We start from the raw sequence: 25,537 nt of genomic DNA, 5'->3' as shown, positions 1-25,537 counted from the left end.
TTGACTGGCTGGAGGAACGTCGAACATGTCTGAGTTGAAGGTTCTGGCCGAGGGGCTGCGCTTCCCCGAGGGTCCCGTGGCGCTGCCCGACGGCTCCATCGCCCTGGTGGAGATCGCCGCCCAGGTGGTCAGCCGCATCGCGCCGGACGGCACGCGCAGCGTCATCGCCCGCCCCGGCGGCGGCCCGAATGGCCTGGCGATGGGCCCAGACGGCCAGCTCTACCTCTGCAACAATGGCGGCTTCGGCTGGCATGAGGAGCCGGGCCTCCTGCGCCCCACGCACCAGCCCGAGGATTACTCGGGCGGCCGCATCGAGCGCATCGACCCCGCCACGGGCGCGGTCACGGTGCTCTACACCGAATGCGATGGCCGCCCCCTGCGCGGCCCGAACGACCTGGTGTTCGACAACCAGGGCGGCCTCTGGTTCACCGATCTCGGCAAGGTGCGGGCGCGGGACCGCGACCATGGCGGCGTCTACTGGGCGGCGGCGGATGGCTCGCGCATCGTCGAGGCGGCGCACCCCATCCCCGGCGGCGGCAACGGCATCGGCCTCTCGCCGGATGGCCGCACCCTGTACGTGGCGGAGACGGAGACGGGGCGCCTCTGGTCGTGGGAGATCCTCGGCCCCGGCGAGCTGCGCAAGAACCCCTGGCCGGTGGTGCATGGCGGCACGCTGGTCTGCCAGTTCCCCGGCTTCCGGCGGCTGGACAGCCTGGCCGTCACCGCCGCCGGCAATATCTGCGTGGCGACCCTGGTGAGCGGCGAGATCACCACCGTCTCGCCCGATGGCCAGATCCTGCATGTCGAGAAGATGCCGGAGGTGATGCCCACCAACATCTGCTTCGGCGGCGCGGACCGGCGCACCGCCTACATCACCCTCTCCACCACCGGCAAGCTGGTCTCGATGCCCTGGCACGAGGCCGGGCTGGTGCTGAACCACGAGACGGCCTGAGAGGACGGCGCCCCTTGCCCCCGCTTCCCACCGAGCAGGTTCCCGGCCTGCACCATCTGCGTGTCGGCGAGATCGTCGTCACCGCAGTCAGCGACGGCTTCCTCAACGCCTCCAACGCGGTGCTGCAGAACATCGCGCCGGAGGAGATCGACCGGCTGCTGACGGAGAGCTTCCGGCCGACGCCGCGCCGCACCTCCGTCAACACCTTCCTGATCCGCGCCGGCGGGCGGGCGGCGCTGGTGGATACCGGCTGCGGCGGCAGCCTCCAGGCGAGCGCCGGGAAGATGCTCGGCAACCTCGCCGCCGCCGGCGTGGCGCCGGGCGAGATCGACACGGTGCTGCTGACCCATCTGCACCCCGACCATTCCAACGCGCTGGCGGATGCCTCGGGCCAGGCCATCTTCCCCGGCGCGACGCTCGGGATGCACGCGGCGGAGCTGGCCTACTGGGAGGATGAAGGCGCCGCCAGCCGCGCCGGCGCCAGCGGCCAGGGCGTGCCCTATTTCGCCGCCGCCCGCACCCAGGTCGCGCCCTACCGCGACCGGCTGGCCCTGTTCGCGGACAGGGCGGAGATCTTCCCCGGCGTCACCGCCGTGCATCTTCCCGGCCACACGCCGGGGCATTGCGGCTACCTGATCGCCTCCGGCGAGGACAGCCTGCTGATCTGGGGCGACATCGTGCATGTGCCGGAAGTGCAGGTGGCGCGGCCGGAGGTGACCATGCAGTTCGACGTGGACCCGGCCCAGGCCGCCGAGACACGGCGCCGCGTCTTCGACCGGGTGGCGGCCGACCGGCAGCGCTTCGTGGGGATGCACGTGCATTTCCCGGGCTGCGCCCGGCTGGCGAAGGATGCCCAGGGCTACCGGCTGGTGCCGGAGGCCAGGGACCTCGCCTTCTGAGGAAGACCGGGGAGAGAAGGAATTCTCTCCCCAGACCCCTCTCATCTTTTTCTGTCAGTTCAGCCGCGGCGTTCCAGCAGCTCGATGCGCACCTTGTCGGGGGCGTCGATGAAGGCGATGCGCAGGCCGGGGCGCACCTCGCGCGGGCCGGAGGTGAGCGGCACGCCCTTCCCCGCCAGCTCGGCGATGGCGGCATCCAGGTCCGGCACCGTCAGGCCGATATGCTCGATGCCCTGGAAGGGTGCGGGCGGCGGCTTCGGCGTCTCGGGCGGCACGGCCTCGATGAACAGCATCAGCCCGCCGAGATCCAGCATGATCCGCAGCGCGCCATTGACGTCCTGGCGGCCGGTTTCCCGCGCATCCAGCGCCGAGACGTAGAAGCGGGCGGCCGCCTCCGGGTCGGGGCTGCGCAGGTGCAGGTGGTCGATGCGGCAGGCGGTCATTCCGCGTCCTCCTTGGATGAGCCTCCACTTGTCCGACAAGCGCGGCGCAGCGTCAAACCGGCGCGGCGGGGCTGACGCGGGGCGCGGAAGCGTGTAGCTGCTGCCCTCCGCCTCGCAGACCGAGAGTTCTCCCCATATGTCCGAGCCCCGCCTCCGCCTCGTCACCCACAGCGGCAAGTTCCATTGCGACGAGGTCTTTGCCTATGGCGTGCTGCGCCTGGCGCTGGGGCTGGGCAAGGCGGGCGAGGACCACACGCTGACCCGCACGCGGGACGCCGCCATCATCGCCGCCGCCGACATCGTCTGGGATGTCGGCGCCCGCTACGATGCCGAGGCCCGGCGCTTCGACCACCACCAGCGCGGCGCCCCCACCCGCGCCGACGGCACCCCCTACAGCGCCGCCGGGCTGATCTGGCAGACCCATGGCCATGCCGCCGTGCGGGCGATCCTGCCACCCGAGGCCGCCGGCTTCGCCGCCGCCATCGCCGCCGAGATCGACCAGACGGTGGTCCGCCGCATCGACGAGATCGACAACGGCACGGCGCCGGAGCGGGACGTGCTGGGCCTCGCCGCCCTCGTCGGCGACTTCAACCCGGGCTGGGATTCCGCGGGCGGCGACGCCGCGGCCGATGCCGCCTTCCTGGAAGCCGCCGCCCTGGCCGAGGGCGTGCTGCGCCGCCGGGTGGAGGTGCTGCGCGGCCGCATGGCGGCCGATGCCGAGGTGCTGGCCGCCCATGCCCGCTCCGCCGACCCGCGCGTGCTGGAGCTGGAGCGCGGCATGCCCTGGAAGGGCGCCGTCTTCACCCACAACCTGCCGGTGCTCTTCGCCCTCTACCCCGCCTCGAACGGCAACTGGATGGTCGATGCCATGCCGCCCGAGCCGGGCTCCTTCGCCCAGCGCCTGCCGCTGCCCGAGGCCTGGGCCGGGCTGCAGGACGCGGCCCTGGCCGAGGCGAGCGGCGTGCCCGACGCGGTGTTCACCCATCTGCGCCGCTTCGTCGGCGCCGCCCGCACGCGGGACGGCGCGCGGGAGATGGCGCGCAAGGCCATCGCCCTGGGAAGCTGAATCCTGGGGAGCTGAATGCGGAAAGGGCCGGGGCGTCCCCGCCCCGGCCCTTTCCCGTCCGCTGCGCGCAGCCTCAGGGGTGCTTGTGGATCGGGTCGATCCAGGGAACGTTCTCCGGCTTCTCCGCCGGCTCGATGTCGAGGTTCACCACCACCGCCTCGTTGTCCGAGCGCACCAGCACGCATTCCAGCGTCTCGTCCGTGGAGGCGTTGATCTCCTGGTGCGGCACGTAGGGCGGCACGTAGATGAAGTCGCCCGGGCCGGCCTCGGCCACGAATTCCAGCTTCTCGCCCCAGCGCATGCGGGCGCGGCCCTTCACCACGTAGATCACGCTCTCCAGCGGGCCGTGGTGGTGCGCGCCGGTCTTGGCATTGGCATGGATGTGAACCGTGCCAGCCCAGATCTTCTGCGCGCCCACGCGCGCCGCGTTGATGGCGGCGGCGCGGTTCATGCCCGGCGTGCTGGCGGTGTTGGTGTCCAGGCTGTCGCCCGGGATCACCCGGACGCCGCTGTGCTTCCAGCCATCCTCGGGGACGTCATGGCTGTGGTCGTGGCCGTCATGCGGCATGGTGTCTGGCTCCCTCTCGATCCGGCGGCGGGTCTCAGGCCGCCGCGTTGCCCGCGGCAGGTGTTATGCCGCCGCGTTGCCCGCGGCGATCGCCGCCGCGAAGCTCCGGTCGAGGATATCCTCGGCGCGAACCCGCCGGCGCACCAGCCCCGCGCGGGTATAAAGATCGATATTCCCCTGCTCGTCCGCCACCACCGCGTCGTCGATCGGCACCACGCGGGTGCGGGCGCGCTCGAACCATTGCAGGGCCACCGGCTCCGGCACCTTCATCAGCTCGGACCAGCTCTTCGCATAGGCCGGGATGTTCCCGTTGGCCCAGGCCCGCGCCCGGGCGAGGCGACGGACAAAGTCCTCCAGCTCCGGACGGCGGGCGGCGATGGCGTCGTCCCGCGCCGCCTGGAAGCTGAGGCCGGGGGTGATGCCGTTGCCGTCCTGCACCCGGCGGGAGCCGGCCAGCACCTCCTCCTGCGAGACATAGGGCTCCCAGGTGGACCAGGCCTCGACCGCGCCGCTGCTGTAGGCCGCCTTGGCATCCGAAGGCAGCAGGAAGACGAAGATCACGGCATCCTGCGGCAGCTTGTTCGCCTCCAGCGCCGCCAGCACCAGCTGGTGGCCGATCGAGCCTCGCCCCGTGGCGATGCGCTTGCCCTTCAGGTCGGCGAAGGAGCGAATAGGGCTGTCCTTCGGCACCAGGATGGCCAGCCCGTCCTGCTTCTGCCGCGTCGCGGCGATGGCCTTGGCCGGCACGCCGGCGGCGGCGCCGAAGGTGAAGGGCGCGTCCCCCACCAGCCCGGTGTCGATGGCGCCGGCGTTCAGCGCCTCCACCAGCGGCGCGGCGGCGGGGAATTCGCTCCAGGTGATCCGGCCCTCGAGGTCCTTCAGCACGCCGGCGGCCTCCATCACCGCGCGGGCATTGCCGCGCTGGTCGCCGACGCGCAGCGGGGACTGGGCGCGGAGCAGGCGCGGGGCAGCCAGCGGCGCCGACAGCGCGGCGGCGCCCAGCAGCAGGGCGCGGCGGTTCAGGTGCAGGCTCATGCCGCGAGGTCCTTCTTCTTCAGCCGCTCCGCCAGCAGGCGGCGCGTGGCGGGCAGCAGGGAGCGGCCGTATTCCACCGCATCCTCCAGCGGGTCGAAGCCGCGGATGAGGAAGGTGGAGACGCCGAGCTCGTGGTACTCGAGGAAGGCTTCCGCCACCTGCTCCGGCGTGCCGACGAGCGCGGTGGTGTTGCCCCGCGCCCCCGTCTCCCGCGCGATGGCGGTGTAGAGGCGCCCCTCCGGCCGGTCGCCCAGCGCGGCGGCATCCAACAGGCGCTGCGAGCCGGCATTCTGCGGCGCCGCGCCGCCGGCGCCGAGCGCCGCCTGGCCGCGCACCTGCCGGATGCGGTGCAGGATGCGCTCCGCCTTCTCCCAGGCCGCGCTCTCCGTCTCCGCCAGGATCGGGCGGAAGGAGAGGCTGAAGCGCACCTCCTTCTCGCGCCCATGCTTCGCCGCCTCGGCCCGCACCCGCGCCACGATCTCGCGCACCTGGGCGCGGGTCTCGCCCCAGAGGGCATAGACATCGGCGTGGCGGCCGGCCACGCGCAGCGCGGCCTCCGAGGCGCCGCCGAAATAGAGCGGGATGCGCGGCTGCTGCACGCTCCGCACCTCGGACGAGGCACCCTTGATGCGGTAGTACTCCCCTTCATGGTCCACCGGAGCCCCGGCGGTCCAGATGGCCTTCAGGACGGACAGGTATTCGTCCGTGCGGGCGTAGCGGTCATCCTTGTTCAGCCAGTCGCCGTCGCGCGCCTGGTCCGTGTCGTCGCCGCCCGAGATGGCGTGCAGGGCGGCGCGGCCGTCGCTGAGCTGGTCGAGCGTGGCGAAGGCGCGGGCCGCCGTGCTCGGCGCCTGGAAGCCGGGGCGGTGGGCAACGAGGAAGCCCACCTTCTCGGTGTGCGCGGCGGCATGGGTGGCGAGCTGCAGCCCGTCCGGCCCGTTGCTGTACCAGCCGATCAGGATGCGGTCGAAGCCGCCCTGGTCATGCGCCTGGGCGGAGGCGCGCAGATAGCCGGGGTCGATGGCCGGGCCGCTGGCCGGGTGGATTTCCGACTGCTGGCGCGGCTGGATCATGCCGATGAATTCGAGCGGATGGCTCATGGCGGTCCTCCGGTGTTCAGGCCAGGCCGAGGGCGAGGCGCCCGGCGAGGGTGTGGGCGGCGTCGGGCTGGGGCGTGTGGATGCGGGCGCAGAGCACGTCGCGCAGGTGCCGCTCCAGCGGATTGGCGCGGGCGAGCGCATGGTTGCCGCAGAGCGCCACGGCCTCCTGCACCACCTGGATGGCGTTCTCGGCGGCGAGCGTCTTGATCAGCCCGCTCTCGGCGGCGGAAGGCCCCTCCCCGGCATCCTGGGCGGCGGCGGCCGAGGCGATGATCCGGTCATTGGCCAGCAGCAGCGCCTCGATGCGGCCCACCGCCTCCTGCATCCGTGGCAGGGTGGCGAGCGGCGCGCCGAGGCTGCCCGGCACGCGATCGCGCAGGAACCACACCAGCCAGTCGCGCGCCGCGCGGGCCACGCCGGTGTAGAGCGCGGCGATGGGCAGGGTGTTCCAGGCCGCCACGGCGGCATCCGGGCGTGCCCAGTCGGCCGGCGGGCGCAGGTCCGGCGCCTGGGCCAGCGGCAGGGCCACCTCCTCGAACATCACGTCGTGGCTGCCCGAGGCGCGCAGCCCCGCCTGGTTCCAGCTTTCCTCGATCCGCAGGCCGGGGGTGCCGGCCTCGACCAGCGCCAGGCCGGTGCGCGGGCTGGCCTCGTCCGTGCGGGCCCAGACCAGCATCCAGCGCAGCGCCGGCGCGCCGGTCGAGTAGATCTTGCGGCCCGAGAGGCGCCAGCCTTCCGGCGAGCGGCGCAGGATGGTGGCGGGCAGGCCGCCGCGGGCGGGGGTGCCGAGCTCAGGCTCCACCCGCAGCGCGTTGAACAGCGCACCCTCCTCCACCGCCTCGCGCGCCAGCCGGGCGCGCAGCGCCTCGGGCCAGGCGGGGTCGGCCAGCAGGGTGCGGAGCTGGATGAGCTGCATGGCCAGCACCAGCGCGGTGGCCGGGCAGCCCCCGGCGAGGGTGCCGATGACGGCGGTGCAGCGCGCGAGGCCCGCCTCCTCGCCGCCCCAGCGGCGCGGCACGGTCAGGCCGGGCAGCCCGGCCTCGCGCAGCAGCGCGAAATTCTCGTGCGGGAAGCTGCCGGCGCGGTCATGCGCGGCGGCGCCAGCGGCGAAGGCGCGGACCAGATCGACCAGCGGCGCGGGCTGGGCCAGGCCGTCCATCACGCCGCCTCCTCCAGCGAGACGCCCAGCGCCTCCAGCAGCCGGCGGCGCAGCGCGGCGAAGCCGGGGTCGGCATGGCGGCGCGGGCGCGGCAGCTCCACGGCCACATCCTCGGCGATGCGCCCATGCTCCAGGACCAGCACGCGGTCGGCCAGCAGCACGGCCTCGTCCACGTCATGCGTCACGATCAGGGTGGTGGGGCCGTGGCGGCGCCACAGCTCCAGCACCAGCGCGTGCATGCGGATGCGGGTCAGCGCGTCGAGCGCGGCGAAGGGCTCGTCCAGCAGCAGCAGGCGGGGCGAGCGCACCAGGGCGCGGGCCAGGGCGGTGCGCTGCGCCTCGCCGCCCGAGAGGGTGGCGGGCCAGGCCTCGACGCGGTGGGAGAGACCCACCTCCTCCAGCGCGGCCTCGGCGCGGGGGCGGGCGTCGCGGCCGGGCAGGCCGAGCGAGACATTCTGCCACACCGTCTTCCAGGGCAGCAGGCGCGGCTCCTGGAAGGCCACGGCCACCGGGCGGGGCAGTTCCAGCCGGGCGCCCTCCGGCGCCGGGTCCAGCTCGGCCAGCGTGCGCAGCAGGGTGCTCTTGCCGGAGCCGCTGCGGCCGAGCAGCGCGGTGAAGCTGCCGGGGGCGAGGTCGAGATCCAGCCCGTGCAGCACCGTGTTCTCGCCGAAGCGGCGGGTCAGGTTGCGGACGCGGAGCGGGGCGGCATTGTTGTTCTGCGGCGCCATGGCGGCGGTCACTCCTTCACCAGGCTGGGGCGCCAGGCCAGCGCCCGGCGCTCGACGAGGCGGACCAGCGCATCGGCGCCGAGGCCGAGCAGCGCATAGACCAGCAGCCCCACCACGATGACGTCGGTGCGCAGGAACTCGCGCGCGTCGTTGATCAGGAAGCCGATGCCGGCGGTCGCGTTGATCTGCTCGGCGATGACGAGGCTGAGCCAGGCGCTGCCCAGCGCGTAGCGCAGCCCGACCAGCGCCGAGGGCAGCGCGCCGGGCAGGATGACGTGGCGGATCAGCCCGCGCCGGTCGAGGCCGAAGATGCGCCCCGCCTCCACCAGCTTGGGCTCCACGCCGCGGATGCCGGAGAACAGCGTGAGGTAGACGGGGAAGGCGGCGCCGAGCGCCACCAGCGCGATCTTCGGCGTCTCGCCGATGCCGAACCACAGGATGAACAGCGGCACCAGCGCCAGGAAGGGCATGGTGCGCAGCATCTGCATCGGCGCGTCGACGATCTCCTCGCCGAGTTTCGAGAGGCCGGCGACCAGCGCCAGGGCGATGCCGGCGGAAAGGCCGATGCCGAGCCCGGACAGCACCCGGCCGAGCGAGACCAGCAGGTGGGAGGGCAGCTCGCCCGAGAGGGTCAGCTCCCAGGCGCTGGCCAGGATGGTGGTGGGCGCGGCCAGGGTGCGGGGCGCGATCAGCCCGGCCATCGAGGCCGCCTGCCACAGCAGCACCAGCACCAGCGGCGAGAGGAAGCGGCGCAGCTTCGGCGGCAGCGCGGAACGGCGCAGGGTGGGGCGGCGGAGGCCGGCGGCGGCGCCGGGCAGGAGGCCACGCGGCGCGGGAACCGCCTGGGTGTCGGACATGCTGGCTCCTTCGCGGCCCGGGTGGGGCCGTCGGCAGGCGGGGTCGTGTTGCGTGGGCGAGGTGGCGGGGGCCGGCTCAGCCCCGACAGCGCGCGGCGCGGCGGCGGCCGGGCATTCGGCCCGGAGCGACGGGGCGCGGCGGCGGGTTGATCGGGTGCTGGATCATCGCCGGAAAGCTAGGACCACCGCCGCTGCCGGGAAAGAGTTGTGTTTCCCAAAGTTGCCGCCCGCGGGAGCATGCCCATCCCGCCGCCGGGGCGTTGCGGGGAATGCTATTCCTCGGCCGCCGGCGGCGCCGTGCGGTCGCGGAAGGCGGGGCCGTTCAGCGGGTAGGCGGTGGTGTGCTTGATGCGCTCCATGGCGAAGCGCGAGGTGACGTTGCGCAGCGGCACCGCGTTGATCAGGCGCTTGTAGAAGCCGTCGAAGGCGGCCATGTCGGCCACCGCCACGCGCAGCATGTAGTCCACCTCGCCGGCCATGCGGTAGACCTCCATCACCTCCGGCATGGCGGAGACGGCGGCGTTGAAGCGGGCGAGCCAGTCCGGCGTGTGGTCCCCCGCCTCGATGGCCACGAACACGCTGAGGCCGAGGCCCACCGCCTCCGGCGCCACCAGCGCCACGCGGCGGGTGATTACCCCCTGCGCCTCCAGCTTCTGCACCCGCTTCCAGCAGGGCGTGGCGGAAAGCCCGACGCGGTCGGCGAGCTGCGCCACGGAAAGCGTGGCGTCCTCCTGCAGCAGGCCGAGGATGCGCCGGTCCACTTCGTCCATGCTGGGGCCTCCCGCTGTTCCGGCCGGTGGTGTCGCGCGGGCCGCCCCGGCTGGCAAGGGTCACATCTCCATGGCCCGGCCCCGCCGCTCCGCCCGCAAGGGCGCCGAGGAAGGCCACGAAGCCGGCGGCCGCCGCCAGGGCGGGGCCGGGGCCGATGGCCGGCGAGCGCCGCGCACAGCGCGCCCAACGCCATCTGGCTGCAGCCATGGAGCCCCGCCGCCGCCCGCGGCAGGGCCGGCACCAAGATGTGGCTGCCGAGCGTGCCGGAGGTGGTGATCAGCACCAGCAGCCAGAGCGGCGGCCGAGGCGGGGCGGTCTCACCCCGGAGCGCGGCCGGGAATGCAGCGATGTCCTGCATGGCGGCGATGTCGTGCCCGCCACAGGGGCAGCGTCACCCCCCTCGCGCCGGCCGCCCCGTGCCGGCGGGTGCGGGGCCCGGGCTGTTGACAGGTCTGCGATATCTCCATCTGATCCAGGGGCTGCGCACCGGAGCGCACGGTCTGGAAGAGAGGAGCGCCGCATGGCCATTCCGAGGCAGGCGCCGGAGACGGTGCTGCTGGCCACGGATCTGAGCGCGCGCTGCGACCGCGCGCAGGACCGCGCGGTGCAGCTGGCGGGGCAGTGGGGGGCGCGGCTGGTCGCGGTGCACGCGCTGGAATCGATCGACATCGTGCTGCCCCGTGCCCCGGACGGCACCGCCCCCGAATGGCGCCGCCCGCGCGACCCGGATGCCGAGGCCCGTACCCTGCTGGAGGCGGAGCTGGCCGGCACCGGGGCGGAGGTGGTCGTCGGCCATGGCGACCCGGCGGCGCTGGTGCTGGCGGTGGCCAGGCGGCAGGCGGCGGGGCTGGTCGTCACCGGCCTCGCCCGCGCCGAGCCGCTGGGCCGGCTGCTGACGGGGGCGACGGTGGAGGAGGTGGTGCGCCAGTCCACCGCGCCGGTGCTGGCGGTGCGGCAGCGCGCCCGCGCCCCCTATGCCCGCGTGCTGGTGGCGACCGATTTCTCCGACTGCTCGCGCCACGCGCTGCTGGTGGCGGCGGCGCTCTTCCCCGCCCTGCCGCTGACGCTGTTCCATGCCTATGAGGCGCCCTTCCCCGCCCTGCTGGGCCGCGCCGCGAGCCGGGAGGAGGCCGCCGCCGCGGCCGCCGCGGAAGGCCGCGCCTTCCTGGCGCATGCCGACATCCCGCCGGCGCTGCGCGGCCGGGTCGAGACGGTGGTGGAGCCGGGCAATATCGGCTGGCTGCTGCAGGATTATGTGCGCCATGCCGGGATCGACCTGCTGGTACTGGGCACCCATGGCCGCAGCCGGCTGATGGAGATGCTGGTGGGCAGCACCGCCGGCTGGCTGCTGCAGGCCGCGCCCTGCGACGTGATGCTGGTGCGCGAACCCGCCCCCGCCTGACGGCCGCCGCTGCAACCCCGCGCGGGGGGCGCCGCGTTCCGGACCTGGGGCGCGGAGACGCCCCCCGTCCCGCCCGAACCGCCGGAGTGCCCCGCCCATGCCGCGCATCACCACCCTGACGCTGAACCCGACCATCGACCTGGCGAGCGAGGCGGCGGCGGTGCATCCCATCCGCAAGATCCGCACCTTCGCCGAGCGGCAGGACCCGGGCGGCGGCGGCGTGAACGTGGCGCGGGTGGTGCGCGAGCTGGGCGGCGAGACGCTGGCGGTGATCCTGGCCGGCGGCGTCACCGGCCGCTTCCTGGAGGAGCTGCTCGACGAGGGCGGCATCCCGCGCCAGACCGTGCCGATCGCCGGCCGCACCCGCATCAGCCAGACGGTGCTGGACCGCTCGACGGGCCAGGAATACCGCTTCGTGGCCGAGGGGCCGCGCGTGGCTGAGGCCGAGTGGCAGGCGGCGCTGGAGGCGCTGGCGGCGCTGCGCGACGGCTGGCTGGTGGCCAGCGGCAGCCTCGCCCCCGGCGTGCCGGAGGATTTCTATGCCCGCCTCTCGGCCCGCGCGCGGGAGGCCGGGCTGCGCTTCGTGGTGGACACCTCCGGCGCCGCGTTGCGCGCCACGCTGGAGGCGGGCGGCCTCACCCTGATCAAGCCGAGCCTCGGCGAGTTCGAGACCCTCATCGGCCGCAAGCTGCCCGAGGCGGCGGCGCAGGAGCAGGCGGCGGCGGAGCTGGTGCGGAGCGGCAAGGTGGAGATGGTGGCCCTCACCCTGGGCCGGGACGGCGCCATGCTGGCCACCGCCGAGGGCACGCTGCGCCTGCCGGCGCTGGAGGTGGAGGTGCGCGGCGCCGTCGGCGCCGGCGACAGCTTCCTGGCGGCGATGACCCTGGCGCTGGCCCGCGGCCGCACGCCGCGCGATGCCTTCGCCTGGGGCGTGGCGGCCGGCGCCGCGGCGGTCTCCAACGCAGGAACGGCGCATCCCGGGCGGGCGGAGGTGGCGGCGCTGCGCCGGCGCATCGTCGGCGTACCCATGGAAGGAGACAGCCTGTGAGCCTGAGACTGGTCGGCGATATCGGCGGCACCCATGCCCGCTTCGCGCTCTGCGGCGCGCCGGACGGGCCGGATGGCCTGCCGCGCGCGGAGCGCAAGCTGGTGGTGGCCGAGCATGCCGGGCTGGTCGAGGCGGCGCAGGCCTATCTCGCGGCCCTTCCGGCAGTGGAGCGCGCGGCGGTGACGGAGGCGGTGCTGGCCGTGGCGACGCCGGTGCTGGGCGATTCCGTGGCCTTCACCAACAGCCCCTGGCGCTTCTCCGTCGCCGCGGCGAAAAAGGCGCTGGGGCTGGAGCGCCTGACCGTGATCAACGACTTCGTGGCGCAGGCCGCCGCCGTGACGGTGCTGGGCCCGCAGGACCTGGTGGAGCTGCGCCCCGGTAGCGCAAAACCGGGCAGCACGAAGCCGGGCGGCGCGAAGCCGGGCGGCGCGGCCGTGGTGCTGGGGCCGGGCACCGGCCTCGGCGTCGCCTTCGTGCTGCGCGAGCCGGGCCGGCCGCCCCGCATCCTGCCCAGCGAGGGCGGCCATGCCTCCTTCTCGCCGCAGGACGAGACGCAGGACGAGATCCTGCGCCGGCTGCGCCTCCGCCATGGCGGGCATGTCTCGGTGGAGCGGCTGCTCTCCGGCCCCGGCCTGCTGCACATCGCCCTCGCCCTGGGGGAGATGGCGGGCCAGGACCTGCCCCTGCGCGAGCCGGCCGATGTCAGCCGCCGCGCCGCGAGCGGCGAGTGCGCCATCTGCCGCCGGGCGCTCGGCCTGTTCTCCGCCATGCTCGGCGCGGCGGCGGGCGACTTGGCGCTGACGCTGCTGACGGAGGGCGGCGTGTTCCTGACCGGCGGGCTGTGCCGCAACCTCGGCCCGCTGCTGGACCGGGAGGCGCTGGCCGCCGCCTTCCTGGCCAAGGGGCGCTTCGACGGCTACCTGTCCGGCATTCCCGTCTGGCAGGTGGTGCGCCCGCATGCCGGGCTGCTCGGCGCCGCCGCCTATCATCCGCCGGGCTGAGGCCGGAAACGCCGCTCACGGGTTGCGGAGCGTGCCGCCCTCCTGTCTCATGCGCCCCGGGACGCATGAACGACAGGAGGGGAAGCACATGACCTTGCAACGCCGCGGACTTCTGGCGGGCGCCGCCGCCGGCCTCGCCGCCGGGGTGGCCGCCCCGCCGCTCTCGCGCGTCGCCATCGCGCAGCCGGCGCGCAACCGGGTGCTGAAGCTGGTGCCGCAGGCCAACCTGACCAGCCTCGACCCGGTCTGGACCACGGCCAACATCACCCGCAACCACGCCTACATGATCCACGACACGCTGTTCGGCATGGACGGGCAGTTCAACCCGCAGCCGCAGCTGGCCGAGGGGATGGTGGAGGAGGAGGACGGAAGGCGCGTCGTCATCACCCTGCGCGACGGGCCGCGCTTCCACGATGGCGAGAAGGTGCGGGCGCAGGACGCCGTGGCCAGCCTGCAGCGCTGGATGAAGCGCAGCCCCATCGGCCAGAAGCTCGCCACCTTCGTCGAGGAGGTCTCGGCGCAGGACGACCGGCGGCTGGTGTTCCGGCTGAAGCAGCGCTTCCCCATGCTGAAGGCGGCGCTGGCGCAGGTCAGCAACAGCCCGGCCTTCATCATCCCCGAGCGGCTGGCCAAGACCGACGCCTTCACCCAGATCCGCGACACCACCGGCTGCGGCCCGTTCCGCTTCAAGGCGGACGAGTTCAACTCGGGCAGCATGGTGGTCTATGAGCGCAACGCCGACTACAGCCCGACGCCGGTGGGCCAGCCCAGCCTGACGGCGGGGCCGAAGCAGGTGCATTTCGACCGCGTCGAGTGGCACATCATCACCGACGCCTCCACCGCAGCGGCCGCCTTGCAGACGGGCGAGATCGACTGGTTCGAGCAGCCGCCGCCGGAGATCCAGGAGCTGCTGAAGCGCAGCCGCCAGCTCTCCATCGAGGCGATCGACCCGCTGCCGCTGGTCGGCATCCTGCGCGTCAACCACCTGCACGCGCCGTTCAACGACAAGAAGGTGCGGCAGGCGCTGCTGCCGGCCATCAGCCAGTCGGACTTCATGAGTGCGGTGGTGGGCCCCGACCCCTCGCTCTTCTTCGACGAGGTGGGCGTCTTCACCCCCGGCACGCCGCTCGCCACCAAGGCGGGGCTGGAGCCGCTGATGGGGCCGCGCAGCATCGACCGCGCCAAGGCGCTGCTGAAGGAGGCCGGCTACACCGACCAGCTGATGCGGCTGATCGGCCCCACCGACATCCTGGCGCCCTCCGCCATGTCGCAGGTCGGCGCCGACCTGGTCCGGCGGCTCGGCATGAACGCCGACATCGCCTTCAGCGACTGGGGCACGGTGGTGCAGCGCCGCACCTCGCGCGAGCCGGTGGACAAGGGCGGCTGGAGCATGCTGTTCACCGCCTTCTCCTCCTTCGACTTCGTCGACCCGGCGGCGCATTTCCCGCTGCGCGGCAACGGCACGGCGGCCTGGCCGGGCTGGCCGGACATCCCGAAGCTGGAGGAGCTGCGCGACCGCTGGTTCCTGGCGCCCGACCTCGCGGCGCAGAAAAGCCTCGCCGAGGAGATGCAGCGCGTGGTGATGGACGAGGTGCCCTACATCCCCGTCGGCGCCTACAAGTCGATGACGGCGATCAACCGCAACCTGCAGGGGCGCGTGCCGGGCTTCGCCATCATGTGGAACATCAGGCGCGCCTGAGAGGGTGCGGCCGGCGCGGGTGGAACTCCCGCGCCGGTCCGGGTGTTCTCTGGCGGTCAGCAAGGAGAACGCGCATGAACCCGGTTCCCAACTCCCGCGAGTATTACAGCCCCGCGCAGTCGCAGCAGCGCGGCAATCTCAGCGTCGCCGAACAGGCGATGTACGTCGTGGGCGGGCTGGCGCTGGCGGCCGCCGGCACCAAGCCGCGGCCCAATTTCCTGCTCAACATCGTGGCGCTCGGCGCCGGGGCCTATCTCGCCTGGCGCGGCACGCAGGGCTACTGCCCGATGAAGGCGGCGATCGACGGCCACACCAGCTGAGGCCGCCGCATGAAAAAAGCCCGGGGAAATCGCTTTCCCCGGGCTTTCCGCATGGTCTCCGGCCTCAGGCGCGGCGGCGCGCCACCATGCCGTAGATGGCCAGCACGATGATGGCACCCACCACGGCGCCGATGAAGCCCGCTCCTTCTCCCGCACGGTACCAGCCGACCGCCTGGCCGAGATAGGAAGCGACGAAGGCGCCGATGATGCCCAGCAGCGTGGTCAGGATGAACCCGCTCGGCTCCTTGTCGCCCGGCATGATCCACTTCGCGACGAGGCCCGCGAGGAAGCCGATGATGATGGTCCAGATAATGCCCATGGCGCTGCGCCCTGTTCCGCTCGGGTTTTGGCCGCCGCGCGGCAGGCTTTCCCTGCCGCGCCGGATCGGCCCGATGGGTCAAGAAGCTCCGGGAGGCCGGCGGGTTGCACCGGTTGCACCGGAAGGCAGGCTGAACGGCGTTATTCCGGGCGGATGTTGCCGCGCCGTATCAGCTCTCCCCACAACTTGGTGTCCTCGGCCAGGATGCGGCGCATGGCCTCGCCATCCCCCGTTTCGATGGCGACACCCTGCGCCGCCATGCGGGCGCGCAGGTCCTGGTCCTCCGTGGCGTTGCGCAGCGTTTCGGTCAGGCGCTGCGCGATCGGTGCCGGCAGGCCGCGCGGCGCGAACAGCCCCTGCCAGAACACCGCCTCGAAGCCCGGCAGGGTGTCGGCCACCGGCGGCACGTCGGGGAAGAGCGGCATCCTCTCCTTGCTGCTGACGGCGATGGCGCGGGTGATGCCTTCCTGCACCACCGGCAGGGCCTCCAGCGCCGCCTGGAACATCGCCTGGATCCGGTTGGTCCGCAGGTCGGTCAGCGCCGGCACGCCGCCACGATAGGGCACGTGCAGCACGTCGATGCCCGCCTGCTGCCGGAGCAGTTCCAGCGCCAGGTGGTTGACCGCGCCCGTGCCGCTGCTGCCGAAGTTCAGCTTGCCGGGATTGGCCTTCGCATAGGCGATCAGCTCCGGCACCGACTTCACGGGCAGGCTGGGATGCACGTGCAGGACAAAGGCGGTGCGGTAGGCAAGGCCGAGCGGCAGCAGCTCCCGCATCGGCTCGCGCGGCGTCAGGTCGGGCTGCAGGGCCGGGTTGATGGCCAGGGAGGATGCGCCCATCAGCAGGGTGTACCCGTCGGGCGCGGCCTGGGCGACATGGGTGGAAGCCACCGAGGTCGCTCCCCCGACCCGGTTCTCGACCACGATGGGCTGCCTCAGGTCGCGCTCCATGCGCTGTGCGATAGCGCGGGTGGTCACGTCGGTCAGGCCGCCGGGGGCGTAGCCGGTGACGATCGAGATCGCCCGCGTCGGCCAGGATGGCTGCGCAAGGCCCGGCCGGGCCAGAAGCAGGGCCGGGGCCGCCAGCAGGCCGCGGCGGCCCAGCAGGTGTCGCACCAAGTTCGTTTCCTCCAGGTTGTTCTGCGGCGAGCTTGGACACAAGCGCGCCGCGGCGCAACCTTGCCCGCCCCCCCTGCCGGGCGCGGTGGGAGGTGCGGGGGAAACGAACCAGGCCGCGCGGCTCAGTCCTTCTTGAGCTGCTCCGGGCGGTTGGCACCGGTGATGGCGGCCTGTTCCGCGACCTCGGTGTTGTAGGCCTTCTCCGGCTGCCGGCGCGTCGTCGCCTCGGTTTTCTCATCCTTCTGCACGTCGTGCGGGCCGACATTGTGCGGGCGCACCGAGCGATATCCTGATGTGTCGGCCATGGAGCGGGCCTCCTTTGTTATGAACCTCTCGTTGCAAGCCCTGAACGGGGGACGAGGTTGCACGAAGGCGGGAACCTTGCCCCCCGCCTGGATGTTCTGGCCCTGGCGACATCGCGCTGCGCCCCGCCACGGGCGCGGCGTCAATCAGGAGATCAGACATGGCCACTATCAAGACGTTGGACGACCTCTTCCTGCACACGCTGAAGGATGTCTACTACGCTGAACGGCAGATCCTGAAGGCGCTGCCGAAGATGGCGAAAGTCGCCCAGGACGAGGCGCTGAAGGCCGCCTTCCTCAAGCACCGCGAGCAGACCCAGGGCCAGATCGAGCGCCTGCAGCAGGTCTTCGAGGCGCTCGGCAAGCGCGCCCAGGGCGTGACCTGCGAGGCCATCAACGGCCTGGTCGAGGAATGCGAGGAGCTGATCGAGAGCGCGCAGGGGCCCGGCCCGGTGCTGGATGCGGGGCTGATCGCCTCCGCCCAGGCGGTGGAGCACTACGAGATGGCGCGCTACGGCACGTTGCTGGCCTGGGCCAAGGCCCGCGGCGACAAGGAGGTGCTGGGGCTGATCGAGGCGACGCTGGCGGAGGAGAAGGAGACCGACAGCCTGCTGAACGAGATGGCGAATTCTGCCATCAATCCGCTGGCGGTGAAGCAGGCGGCCTGAGGGCTGGCCGTGGGCGGCAGCCATGTGGCGGCTCCGCCTGCGGGCCGCGCGCCCGGCGGCGCCCACCGTTTGTAAACAGTTCGGGAACCGGCACGGGCGCTTTCCTCCGTGCCGGCCTGCCGCGGCGGGCCACGCAGCCCGCCGCGGCCGCTTTTTCCCAGGGCGAGAGCCAGAAGCGTGGTCTTGACGTCACGCGCGAATGTCCGTTGAAGGGACGGAGCATCACCGCACTGGCCGGGCATGGTCCAGAGGACCGGGCCGTGGTCGCGCCCGGGCGGTTCCAGAGGATCATATCCCATCCGTTTCGCGAATGATCCGCCCTCCGGACTCTCAGCAAGGCGAACCCCATGGAACAACTTCCCCGGATCGAAAGTGGGATCGCCGGCCTCGATATCCTGCTGAAGGGCGGGCTGGTCGCCGGCTCATCCTATATCATCCAGGGGCGTCCCGGCTCCGGGAAGACCATCTTCGCCAGCCAGATCGCCTTCCACCACGCCAGCCGCGGCGGGCGCGTCCTGTTCGCCACCCTGCTCTCCGAGACGCATGAGCGGCTGTTCCAGTTCCTGTCGACGCTGAGCTTCTTCAGGCGGGACCGGGTGGGCGCGGAGATGCAGTTCGTCAGCGCCTTCGACACGCTGGAGAATGAGGGGCTGGACGAGGTGGTCAAGCTGCTGCGGCGCGAGATCAGCCGGCAGAAGGCCTCGGTGATGGTGGTGGACGGGGTGCTCAACGCCCGTTCCCGCGCCGAGACGCAGCTCGACACCAAGCGCTTCATCGCGGAGCTGCAGGGCCATGCCGCCTTCGCCGGCTGCACCGTGCTGTTCCTCACCAGCGCCCGGCTGGATGATGGCAGCCCGGAGCACACCATGGTGGACGGGGTGATCGAGCTGGGGGAGGAGCTGGTCGGCAGCCGCTCCCTGCGCCGCATCCACCTGCGCAAGACCCGCGGCAGCGGCGCCCTTGCCGGCCTGCACGAGTTCGAGATCAACAGCCAGGGCGTCGTGGTGTATCCCAGGCTGGAGACCGTCTGGGGGCAGGTCGCCTCGCAGGAGCCGGTGAGCGTGGCGCGGGAGAGCAGCGGCATCCCGGTGATGGACGAGATGCTGGGCGGCGGCCTGCCGCCTGCCTCCATCACCTTGGTGCTGGGGCCTTCGGGCAGCGGCAAGACCTCGCTCGGCCTGCATTTTCTGTCACGCTGCACGCCGGAGGAGCCGGGGCTGCTGTTCGGCTTCTACGAGACGCCGGAGCGCCTCTGCCTGAAGGCCGCCAACCTGGGCATCGACCTGCGCGGCCTGGTCGCCTCCGGCGCGGTCGAGATCATCTGGCAGCCTGCCTCGCAGCGGTCCCTGGATCGGCTGGGCCATCAGCTGCTCGGGGCCGTGGAACGGCGCAAGGTGCGGCGCGTGATGATCGACAGCCTGAGCGGCATGGCCCGCGCCGCCGCCCGCCCGGACCGGCTGATCGACTTCTACACGGCCCTGACCAACGAGTTGCGCGAACGCGGCGTCACCACCGTGTTCACATGGGAGATGCGCGGCCTGTTCGGAGCGGAGATCAATGCGCCGGCGCCGGAACTCTCCAGCCTCATGGACAACCTGCTGATGCTCCGTTTCGTCGAGGTGGAAGCGGATGTGAGGCGGGTGCTGACCATCCTGAAGGTGCGCGACAGCGACTACGACCCCTCCCTGCGCGACGTCACCATCACCAGCGATGGCATCCTCCTCAAGCCGAGCTTCGAGAAGATGTCCATGGTGCTTTCCGGCTCCCCTACGAAGAAGGGGAGCTGACCGCGCGAGCGTTCAGAGCGGTACCACATCATGACAACGATCTTGGTCGCGGACGACGAGTTCCTCATCACGGACGTGCTCGCCTTCGCCCTGGAGGATGAAGGGTTCATGGTGGTCCGTGCCAGCAACGGCAGGAAGGGGCTGGACGTGCTGGACCGCGAGCGCCCCGATCTCGTCATCACCGACTACATGATGCCGGTCATGAACGGCGTGGAGTTCGCCCAGGCGATCCGGGGCCGCCTTGGCACCGGCATGCCGATCATCCTGATGAGCGGCGCGCATGCCGACCTCGCCCGCGAGAGCGGACATTTGTTCGCCCGCATCTTCGAGAAGCCCTTCATCATCGGCGAGGTGATCGAGGCGGTGATCGCCCTGGTGGGCCGCCCGGGCTGAGGCAAGGCGCCGCCGCGCCGCCCCTCGCGCCGCCCCCTCGTGCCGCCCCCTGGTCAGCCTCCGGCGGGCGCCGGGGCCAGGCGGGCGGAGGCGGCCAGGGCCGGTGGCTCCAGCGCATGCAGCGCGTCGAGCAGCGCGACCTGGAAGCTGCCGGGGCCACACGCCTGCCCCGCCGCCCGCTCGGCCGCCACGCCCAGTGTGGCCAGCCCGGCCACCGCCGCCGCCATCCCCGGCAGCCCGGCGCCCAGGAAGGCGCCGATCAGCGCCGTCGCGGTGCAGCCCATGCCGGTGACGCGGGTGAGCAAGGGGTGGCCATTGGCCACCGCGACGGCCCTCTCCCCGTCGGTGACATGATCCACCGCCCCGGTGACGGCGACCGTGATGCCGAGCGCGCGCGCCAGCCGCGCCGCCGCCGCGTGCGCCATCGCCGTGGGATGCGCGCTGTCGACGCCGCGGGAGGCGAGGCCGGCCTCGCCGGCCACGGCCAGGATCTCGGAGGCGTTGCCGCGCAGCACGGCGGGACGCAGCGCCGCCATCTCCTGCGCCGCCGCCAGCCGGAACGGGGTGGCGCCGGCCGCCACGGGGTCGAGGACCCACGGCACGCCCGCCGCCCGCGCCGCCGGGACGGCGCGGCGCATGGCCCGCAGCTGCGGCGCGGTGAGGGTGCCGATATTCACCACCAGCGCGGCGGCGTGGGGGGCGAAATCGGCCACCTCCTCCTCCGCCTGCACCATGGCCGGCGAGGCGCCCACCGCCAGCAGGGCATTGGCCGTGACATTGGCGACGACGACATTGGTGATGTTGTGGACCAGCGGCGCGGCGAGGCGCAGCCGTTCCAGGGCGGCGGCGGCCTGCCGGGGCAGGTCCGTCGCGGTGGTCTCCGGCACGGGTGGAACTCCCTTGGCAATCCGGCGGGCAGGCCACGGCGGGCAGGCCGTGGCGGGCCGGCATGTTGCGGCGGCCGCGGGCCGGCCACAAGCGGCGGGGCCGCCGGGCAGCGGCGCAAAAAAGGCCGGGGAAGCGGATGCTCCCCCGGCCGGCCTCCGGCGCGGTCCGGGGCTGGTCGCCCCGGCGCGCGCGGCGCGTCACTCGGCCGGCTGCGCCAGCCCGATGGCCTCCGGCGCCTCCGGCAGCGCCTTGCCGCTGAGCGCCAGGCGCAGCTGCTCCTGGTCCAGCTCGCCTTCCCAGCGGGCGACGACGATGCAGGCCACCGCATTGCCCACCAGGTTGGTCAGCGCCCGGCACTCGGACATGAAGCGGTCGATGCCGAGGATCAGCGCCATGCCGGCCACCGGCACCGCCGGCACCACCGAGAGGGTGGCGGCCAGGGTGATGAAGCCCGCGCCGGTGATGCCCGCCGCGCCCTTCGAGGAGAGCATGGCCACCAGCAGCAGCAGCACCTGGTCCCACAGGCTCAGCTCGATGCCCGTGGCCTGGGCGATGAACAGCGCCGCCATGGTCATGTAGATGTTGGTGCCGTCCAGGTTGAAGCTGTAGCCGGTGGGCACCACGAGCCCCACCACCGACTTGCGGCAGCCGGCGCGCTCCATCTTCTCCATCAGTGTCGGCAGCGCCGCCTCGGAGGAGGAGGTGCCGAGCACCAGCAGCAGCTCCTCCTTGATGTAGCGGATCAGCGCCAGGATCGAGAAGCCGTTGTAGCGGGCGACCGCCCCCAGCACGACCAGCACGAAAATCAGCGCCGTGAGGTAGAAGGTGGCGATCAGCAGCGCCAGGCTGGCGATGGAGCCGATGCCGTAGCGGCCGATGGTGAAGGCCATGGCGCCGAAGGCGCCGATCGGCGCGGCCTTCATCAGGATGGCCACCAGCTTGAACATGCCGGCCGAGGCGGAGTGCAGCACGGCCATGACCGGCTCCGCCTTGTCGCCCACCGAGGCGAGGGCGATGCCGAACAGCACCGAGAAGAACAGCACCTGCAGGATGTCGCCCGAGACGAACGCGGCCACCGGGGAGGCGGGGATGATGTTGGTCAGGAAGCCGACCAGCGTCGTCTCGTGCGCCTTGGCGGCGTAGCCGGAGACGGCCTTGGGGTCGAGCGTGGCGGGGTCCACGTTCAGCCCGGCGCCGGGCTGCACGATGTTGGCCACGATCAGCCCGACGATCAGCGCCAGGGTGGAGAAGACCAGGAAGTAGAGCATCGCCTTGCCGGCGACGCGGCCGACCTTGCCGATGTCGCGCACCCCGGCGATGCCGGTCACCACCGTCAGGAAGATGACCGGGGCGATGACCATCTTGACCAGCTTGATGAAGGCGTCGCCCAGCGGCTTCATGTCCGCGCCGGTCTGCGGATAGAAGTGCCCGAGCAGGATGCCGACGGCGATGGCGAAGAGAACCTGCACATACAGGTGCTGGTAGAATTTGCGCGGCGCGCCGGGCGCGGTCGCCGCTTGGATGGGTGCATAGGCCATGGATATCCCCCCCTGCCTGAAGTTCCGGCGTGGCCGTGCCGCCGCGCCGGCGGTGTCGTTCCGTGGTGTGGACCGCCGCGAGGGCGGTGCTCGGAACCCCCATGGCAAGGGGGGTGCCAGAGCGGGCAGGGTCCGGCCGCTCTGGCTTACTCCTTGATCTTATACATGTTTGTGCGGCGGCATGGCCGGCACGCCGGCGCTGATCGTGCGGATTTCCGCACAGATTCCAGAGGCGTTGTGCGGCTTTCCGCCCGGCCTGGCGGGCATCCGGCATGAGCGCCGCGCCCGGCGCGGCCCGCCCATGGCGGAGCCTGTTCCAGGTTGTCGCGGCCCTCGCCGTGCTGTTCGCGCTCGACCGTGGCGCCGACCATCTGGCGCGGCGCTGGGTGCTGGCCGACCTCGCCGCCTCGGCCGGCGCCGCCGCCGAGCTGCGCGGCGCCGTGCTGCAGGCCGAGATCGAGAAGCAGCGCAGCCTGCCCCTCATCCTGGCGCAGGACCCCGACCTGCGGGAGGCGCTCGCCGCCCCCAGCCCGGCGCGGCTGGAGGCGCTGAACGCCAAGCTGGAGGCGCTGGCCCAGGGCACCCGCACCGCCGTGATCTACGCGCTGGACCGCACCGGCGTGGCGCTGGCCGCCAGCAACTGGCGCACCGGCACCAGCTTCGTCGGCAGCGACTATGCCTTCCGCCCCTATTTCCGCGATGCGCTGCGCGAGGGCGCGGCGGAGCATTTCGCCCTCGGCACCGTCAGCAACCGCCCCGGCCTCTACCTGGCGCGGCGGCTGGACGGGCGGGACGGGCCGGCCGGCGTCATCGTCGTCAAGGCGGAGTTCGAGGCGGTGGAGGAAGCCTGGCGCCGGCTGCCCGGTCCCGTCCTGGCCACGGACCCGCGCGGCATCGTCACCGTCACCAGCGTGCCGGCCTGGCACTTCCTGGCCACCCGGCCGCTGGCGGGGCCGGAGCACGAGGCGATCCGCGAGAGCCTGCAATTCGGCAATGCGCCGCTCGGCGACCTCCGCCTCGCGCCGCTGGCCGGCGATGCCACGCTGCGCCGCCTGCCGCCCGGCGCCCGGCCGGAGGACAGCCCGGCCCTGCCCGTCACCCGCCCCGTGCCCGGCACCGGCTGGACGCTGACCCTGCTGGCCCCGGTGCGCCCGGTGCTGGAGCCGGCCCGCCTGGCGGCGCTGCTGGGCGCGCTGCTGCTGGGCGGCGCCATGCTGGCGGGCATGGCGCTGGCGCGGCGGCGGCGCGGCCAGCTGCGCCGCGACCTGGCGCGCGACGCCGCCCGCCGGCAGGAGCTGGAGGAGCAGGTGAGCCTCCGCACCGCCGAGCTGCGCACCGCCAATGCAAGGCTGCGCGCCGAGGCAGTGGAACGCCAGCGCGCCGAGGCCACGCTGCACGGGCTGCGCGACGAGCTGGCCCAGGCCAACCGCCTGGCCATCCTCGGCCAGATCACCGCCAGCGTGGCGCATGAGATCAACCAGCCGCTGGCCGCCATCCGCACCTTCGCCGACAACGCGCTGAAGCTGCTGGGGCGCGGCGACGCGGCCACGGCCGGGCGCGCGGTGGAGACGATCGCCGGGCTGACAGGGCGGATCGGCACCATCACCGAGGGGCTGCGCGGCTTCGCCCGCAAGGGTGGCGGCGAGAGCGAGCCGGTGGCCCTGCGCGCCGCCATCGAGGGGGCGCTGCTGCTGGTCGGCCACCGGCTGCGGCAGCACGGCGTCGCGGTGGAGGTGGCGGTGGAGGGCGAGCCCCGGCTCCGCGCCGAGCGGGTGCGGCTGGAGCAGGTGCTGGTGAACCTCGTCCAGAACGCCATCGAGGCGTTGCAGGGCCGCGCCGATGGCCGCATCCGCATCAGCGCCGCCGCCGGGCCGGAGGGCGGCGCCACGCTGCGGGTCGCCGATAACGGCCCCGGCCTCGCGCCCGTGGTGCGCCGCTCATTGTTCATGCCCTTCACCACCACCAAATCCGCCGGTCTCGGCCTGGGGCTGGTGATCTGCCGCGACATCGTGGCCGATCTCGGCGGCACGCTGGAGGCGCCGGAACGCCCGGAGGGCCTGGAAGGCGCGGAATTCGTCATGACCTTCGGGAAGGCGCTGTGATGGACGTTGTGTTCGTCGACGACGACGACACCCTGCGGGAGGCCAATCTGCAGAGCTTCGCGCTGGAGGGGCTGACGGCCATGGCCGTGCCCTCCGCCGGGCGGGCGCTCGATGTGCTGGACGCCGACTTCCCCGGCGTGGTGGTGACCGACATCCGCATGCCGGGCATGGACGGGCTGGCCCTGTTCCGCCGCCTGCGCGCCCTGGACCCGGACCTGCCGGTCATCCTCATCACCGGGCATGGCGACATCCCGATGGCGGTCGGCGCCATCCGCGAGGGGGCCTACCACTTCCTGCCCAAGCCCTACCCGGCCGAGCAGCTCCTCGCCGCCGTGCGCCACGCGCTGGAGAAGCGGCGGCTGGTGCTGGAGAACCGGCGCCTGGCCCGGGCGGTGGAGGCGGCCGGGGCGGAGGACGGGGCCTTCCTCGGCGCCGCGCCGGCCATGCGCCGCCTGCGGGAGACGCTGCGCCAGGTGGCCGACGCGGCGGTGGACGTGCTGGTGGAGGGGGAGACGGGCAGCGGCAAGGACGTGGTGGCGCGCCAGCTCCACGCGCTGAGCCGCCGCGCCGCCCGCCCCTTCGTGGCGCTGAACTGCGGCGCCCTGCCCGAGAGCGTGATGGAGAGCGAGCTGTTCGGCCACGAGGCCGGCGCCTTCACCGGCGCGCAGAAGCGCCGCGTCGGCCGCATCGAGCATGCCGATGGCGGCACGCTGTTCCTCGACGAGATCGAGGCCATGACGCCCGCCATGCAGGTGAAGCTGCTGCGGGTGCTGGAGAGCCGCGAGATCGCCCCCCTCGGCACCAACGAGGTGCGGCGGCTCGACCTGCGCGTGGTGGCCGCCACCAAGGTGGGTCTGGCCGAGCTGGTGCGGCAGGGCGCCTTCCGCGAGGATCTCTACTACCGGCTGCATGTGGTGACGCTGCGGGTGCCGCCGCTGCGCGAGCGGCGGGAGGATATCCCGCTGCTGTTCGCGCATTTCCTGGCCCGCGCCGCGGCGCGCTTCGAGCGGCCCGCGCCGGCGATCGACGCCGCCACGCGGCGCCATCTGGAGAGCCATGCCTGGCCCGGCAATGTGCGCGAGCTCTCCCACTTCGCCGAGCGGGTGGCGCTGGGCCTGGCCGATCTGCCTGCCGCGGCCGGGGCGGCCCCGGCTGGGGCGATGGCGGGGGCTGCCTCCCTGCCGGAGCGCGTCGATGCCTATGAGGCGGCGCTGCTGGCGGAGGCGATGGCGGCGCACCAGGGCGATGTGCGGCAGGCCGTCGCCGCCCTCGGCATTCCGCGCAAGACCTTCTACGACAAGCTCAAGCGCCACGGTATCGCGCCGCAGGACTACCGCGGCGGCAGGGAGGAGGGCGCGGCCGGGTGAGGCGCCC

The 25,537-nt window shown here is 73.0% G+C and carries 26 protein-coding genes; 13 read left to right on the top strand and 13 right to left on the bottom strand.

Annotation, left to right across the window (positions count from 1 at the left end; genetic code table 11):
• Positions 1-25 precede the first annotated feature (25 nt).
• A complete protein-coding gene (locus tag ACFOY6_RS03930) occupies positions 26-952 on the top strand; it encodes an SMP-30/gluconolactonase/LRE family protein (RefSeq protein ID WP_379649067.1) in 927 nt (308 codons plus the stop codon).
• Between the two features lie 14 nt (positions 953-966).
• Complete coding sequence (locus ACFOY6_RS03925) at positions 967-1,851, top strand: MBL fold metallo-hydrolase (RefSeq protein ID WP_379649065.1); 885 nt, start codon at positions 967-969, stop codon at positions 1,849-1,851.
• 59 nt (positions 1,852-1,910) lie between these two features.
• Here the strand turns inward: ACFOY6_RS03925 and ACFOY6_RS03920 are convergent, their stop codons facing one another.
• Positions 1,911-2,294 (bottom strand): VOC family protein, encoded by a 384-nt coding sequence (locus tag ACFOY6_RS03920; protein ID WP_379640805.1) that lies wholly within the window; start codon positions 2,292-2,294, stop codon positions 1,911-1,913.
• 136 nt (positions 2,295-2,430) lie between these two features.
• Between ACFOY6_RS03920 and ACFOY6_RS03915 the strand changes: the two genes are divergently transcribed.
• Positions 2,431-3,360, top strand: coding sequence for an MYG1 family protein (locus ACFOY6_RS03915; protein WP_379649063.1), 930 nt, complete (start codon positions 2,431-2,433; stop codon positions 3,358-3,360).
• Between the two features lie 73 nt (positions 3,361-3,433).
• On the opposite strand, the gene ACFOY6_RS03910 is transcribed toward ACFOY6_RS03915, so the two are convergent.
• The 7 genes from ACFOY6_RS03910 to ACFOY6_RS03880 all read right to left on the bottom strand — a co-directional run bounded on the left by ACFOY6_RS03910 (position 3,434) and on the right by ACFOY6_RS03880 (position 9,577).
• Positions 3,434-3,928: a cupin domain-containing protein gene (locus tag ACFOY6_RS03910; protein ID WP_109517314.1), complete on the bottom strand. Its 495-nt coding sequence runs from the start codon at positions 3,926-3,928 to the stop codon at positions 3,434-3,436.
• A 63-nt stretch (positions 3,929-3,991) separates the two neighbouring features.
• The gene (locus ACFOY6_RS03905; RefSeq protein ID WP_379640802.1) at positions 3,992-4,963 is read right to left on the bottom strand and encodes an ABC transporter substrate-binding protein; all 972 of its coding nucleotides are present in this window, start codon (positions 4,961-4,963) and stop codon (positions 3,992-3,994) included.
• Positions 4,960-6,063 carry an LLM class flavin-dependent oxidoreductase gene (locus ACFOY6_RS03900; protein WP_379649061.1) on the bottom strand — a complete coding sequence of 368 codons (1,104 nt, stop codon included), beginning with the start codon at positions 6,061-6,063 and terminating at the stop codon, positions 4,960-4,962. The genes ACFOY6_RS03905 and ACFOY6_RS03900 overlap by 4 nt, the downstream gene beginning before the upstream one ends.
• Positions 6,064-6,079: 16 nt before the next feature.
• Positions 6,080-7,222, bottom strand: a complete 1,143-nt coding sequence (locus tag ACFOY6_RS03895; RefSeq protein WP_379649059.1) for an acyl-CoA dehydrogenase family protein — start codon at positions 7,220-7,222, stop codon at positions 6,080-6,082.
• Positions 7,222-7,950, bottom strand: coding sequence for an ABC transporter ATP-binding protein (locus tag ACFOY6_RS03890; protein WP_109517310.1), 729 nt, complete (start codon positions 7,948-7,950; stop codon positions 7,222-7,224). The genes ACFOY6_RS03895 and ACFOY6_RS03890 overlap by 1 nt, the downstream gene beginning before the upstream one ends.
• Positions 7,951-7,958: 8 nt before the next feature.
• Complete coding sequence (locus ACFOY6_RS03885; protein WP_379649057.1) at positions 7,959-8,807, bottom strand: ABC transporter permease; 849 nt, start codon at positions 8,805-8,807, stop codon at positions 7,959-7,961.
• 272 nt (positions 8,808-9,079) lie between these two features.
• A complete protein-coding gene (locus ACFOY6_RS03880; RefSeq protein ID WP_109517308.1) occupies positions 9,080-9,577 on the bottom strand; it encodes an Lrp/AsnC family transcriptional regulator in 498 nt (165 codons plus the stop codon).
• A 521-nt stretch (positions 9,578-10,098) separates the two neighbouring features.
• On the opposite strand from ACFOY6_RS03880, the gene ACFOY6_RS03875 reads away from it, so the two are divergent.
• The 5 genes from ACFOY6_RS03875 (at position 10,099) to ACFOY6_RS03855 (ending at position 15,048) form a co-directional block, all read left to right on the top strand.
• On the top strand, positions 10,099-10,980 hold the full coding sequence (locus tag ACFOY6_RS03875; protein ID WP_379649055.1) for a universal stress protein: 882 nt from the start codon (positions 10,099-10,101) through the stop codon (positions 10,978-10,980).
• Positions 10,981-11,077: 97 nt separating this feature from the next.
• On the top strand, positions 11,078-12,028 hold the full coding sequence (locus ACFOY6_RS03870; protein WP_379649053.1) for a 1-phosphofructokinase family hexose kinase: 951 nt from the start codon (positions 11,078-11,080) through the stop codon (positions 12,026-12,028).
• Entirely contained in the window at positions 12,025-13,029 is a 1,005-nt protein-coding gene (gene glk, locus ACFOY6_RS03865; RefSeq protein WP_379640797.1) for a glucokinase, read from the top strand. Before ACFOY6_RS03870 ends, glk begins: the two co-directional genes overlap by 4 nt.
• A 94-nt stretch (positions 13,030-13,123) precedes the next feature.
• Complete coding sequence (locus tag ACFOY6_RS03860) at positions 13,124-14,728, top strand: ABC transporter substrate-binding protein (protein WP_367604214.1); 1,605 nt, start codon at positions 13,124-13,126, stop codon at positions 14,726-14,728.
• A 74-nt stretch (positions 14,729-14,802) separates the two neighbouring features.
• Positions 14,803-15,048: a hypothetical protein gene (locus ACFOY6_RS03855; RefSeq protein WP_379640796.1), complete on the top strand. Its 246-nt coding sequence runs from the start codon at positions 14,803-14,805 to the stop codon at positions 15,046-15,048.
• A 64-nt stretch (positions 15,049-15,112) separates the two neighbouring features.
• On the opposite strand, the gene ACFOY6_RS03850 is transcribed toward ACFOY6_RS03855, so the two are convergent.
• From ACFOY6_RS03850 to ACFOY6_RS03840, 3 genes are all read right to left on the bottom strand, one after another.
• On the bottom strand, positions 15,113-15,367 hold the full coding sequence (locus tag ACFOY6_RS03850) for a GlsB/YeaQ/YmgE family stress response membrane protein (protein ID WP_109517302.1): 255 nt from the start codon (positions 15,365-15,367) through the stop codon (positions 15,113-15,115).
• A 140-nt stretch (positions 15,368-15,507) separates the two neighbouring features.
• On the bottom strand, positions 15,508-16,482 hold the full coding sequence (locus ACFOY6_RS03845) for a Bug family tripartite tricarboxylate transporter substrate binding protein (RefSeq protein WP_379640795.1): 975 nt from the start codon (positions 16,480-16,482) through the stop codon (positions 15,508-15,510).
• A 125-nt stretch (positions 16,483-16,607) separates the two neighbouring features.
• Positions 16,608-16,790: a hypothetical protein gene (locus ACFOY6_RS03840; RefSeq protein WP_379640794.1), complete on the bottom strand. Its 183-nt coding sequence runs from the start codon at positions 16,788-16,790 to the stop codon at positions 16,608-16,610.
• Positions 16,791-16,948: 158 nt separating this feature from the next.
• On the opposite strand from ACFOY6_RS03840, the gene ACFOY6_RS03835 reads away from it, so the two are divergent.
• The 3 genes from ACFOY6_RS03835 to ACFOY6_RS03825 all read left to right on the top strand — a co-directional run bounded on the left by ACFOY6_RS03835 (position 16,949) and on the right by ACFOY6_RS03825 (position 19,635).
• Positions 16,949-17,455 (top strand): YciE/YciF ferroxidase family protein, encoded by a 507-nt coding sequence (locus tag ACFOY6_RS03835; RefSeq protein WP_109517300.1) that lies wholly within the window; start codon positions 16,949-16,951, stop codon positions 17,453-17,455.
• Between the two features lie 347 nt (positions 17,456-17,802).
• A complete protein-coding gene (locus tag ACFOY6_RS03830; protein WP_379640793.1) occupies positions 17,803-19,242 on the top strand; it encodes an RAD55 family ATPase in 1,440 nt (479 codons plus the stop codon).
• A 30-nt stretch (positions 19,243-19,272) separates the two neighbouring features.
• Complete coding sequence (locus tag ACFOY6_RS03825) at positions 19,273-19,635, top strand: response regulator (RefSeq protein ID WP_109517298.1); 363 nt, start codon at positions 19,273-19,275, stop codon at positions 19,633-19,635.
• 53 nt (positions 19,636-19,688) lie between these two features.
• Here ACFOY6_RS03825 and thiM read toward each other — a convergent pair whose 3' ends face one another.
• Together thiM and ACFOY6_RS03815 are read right to left on the bottom strand one after the other, a co-directional pair.
• The gene (gene thiM / locus ACFOY6_RS03820) at positions 19,689-20,522 is read right to left on the bottom strand and encodes a hydroxyethylthiazole kinase (protein WP_379649051.1); all 834 of its coding nucleotides are present in this window, start codon (positions 20,520-20,522) and stop codon (positions 19,689-19,691) included.
• Between the two features lie 198 nt (positions 20,523-20,720).
• Positions 20,721-22,061, bottom strand: a complete 1,341-nt coding sequence (locus tag ACFOY6_RS03815; protein WP_379649049.1) for a dicarboxylate/amino acid:cation symporter — start codon at positions 22,059-22,061, stop codon at positions 20,721-20,723.
• Between the two features lie 272 nt (positions 22,062-22,333).
• Between ACFOY6_RS03815 and ACFOY6_RS03810 the strand changes: the two genes are divergently transcribed.
• Together ACFOY6_RS03810 and ACFOY6_RS03805 are read left to right on the top strand one after the other, a co-directional pair.
• On the top strand, positions 22,334-24,163 hold the full coding sequence (locus ACFOY6_RS03810) for a sensor histidine kinase (RefSeq protein ID WP_379649048.1): 1,830 nt from the start codon (positions 22,334-22,336) through the stop codon (positions 24,161-24,163).
• On the top strand, positions 24,163-25,530 hold the full coding sequence (locus ACFOY6_RS03805) for a sigma-54-dependent transcriptional regulator (RefSeq protein WP_456316930.1): 1,368 nt from the start codon (positions 24,163-24,165) through the stop codon (positions 25,528-25,530). Before ACFOY6_RS03810 ends, ACFOY6_RS03805 begins: the two co-directional genes overlap by 1 nt.
• Positions 25,531-25,537: the final 7 nt, after the last annotated feature.

Source organism: Teichococcus aestuarii (assembly GCF_042651065.1).
In the GTDB taxonomy this organism is placed as follows: domain Bacteria; phylum Pseudomonadota; class Alphaproteobacteria; order Acetobacterales; family Acetobacteraceae; genus Pseudoroseomonas; species Pseudoroseomonas aestuarii.
The sequence above is the reverse complement of the archived record's forward strand: the minus strand, read 5'-3'. Positions and strand labels throughout refer to the sequence as shown.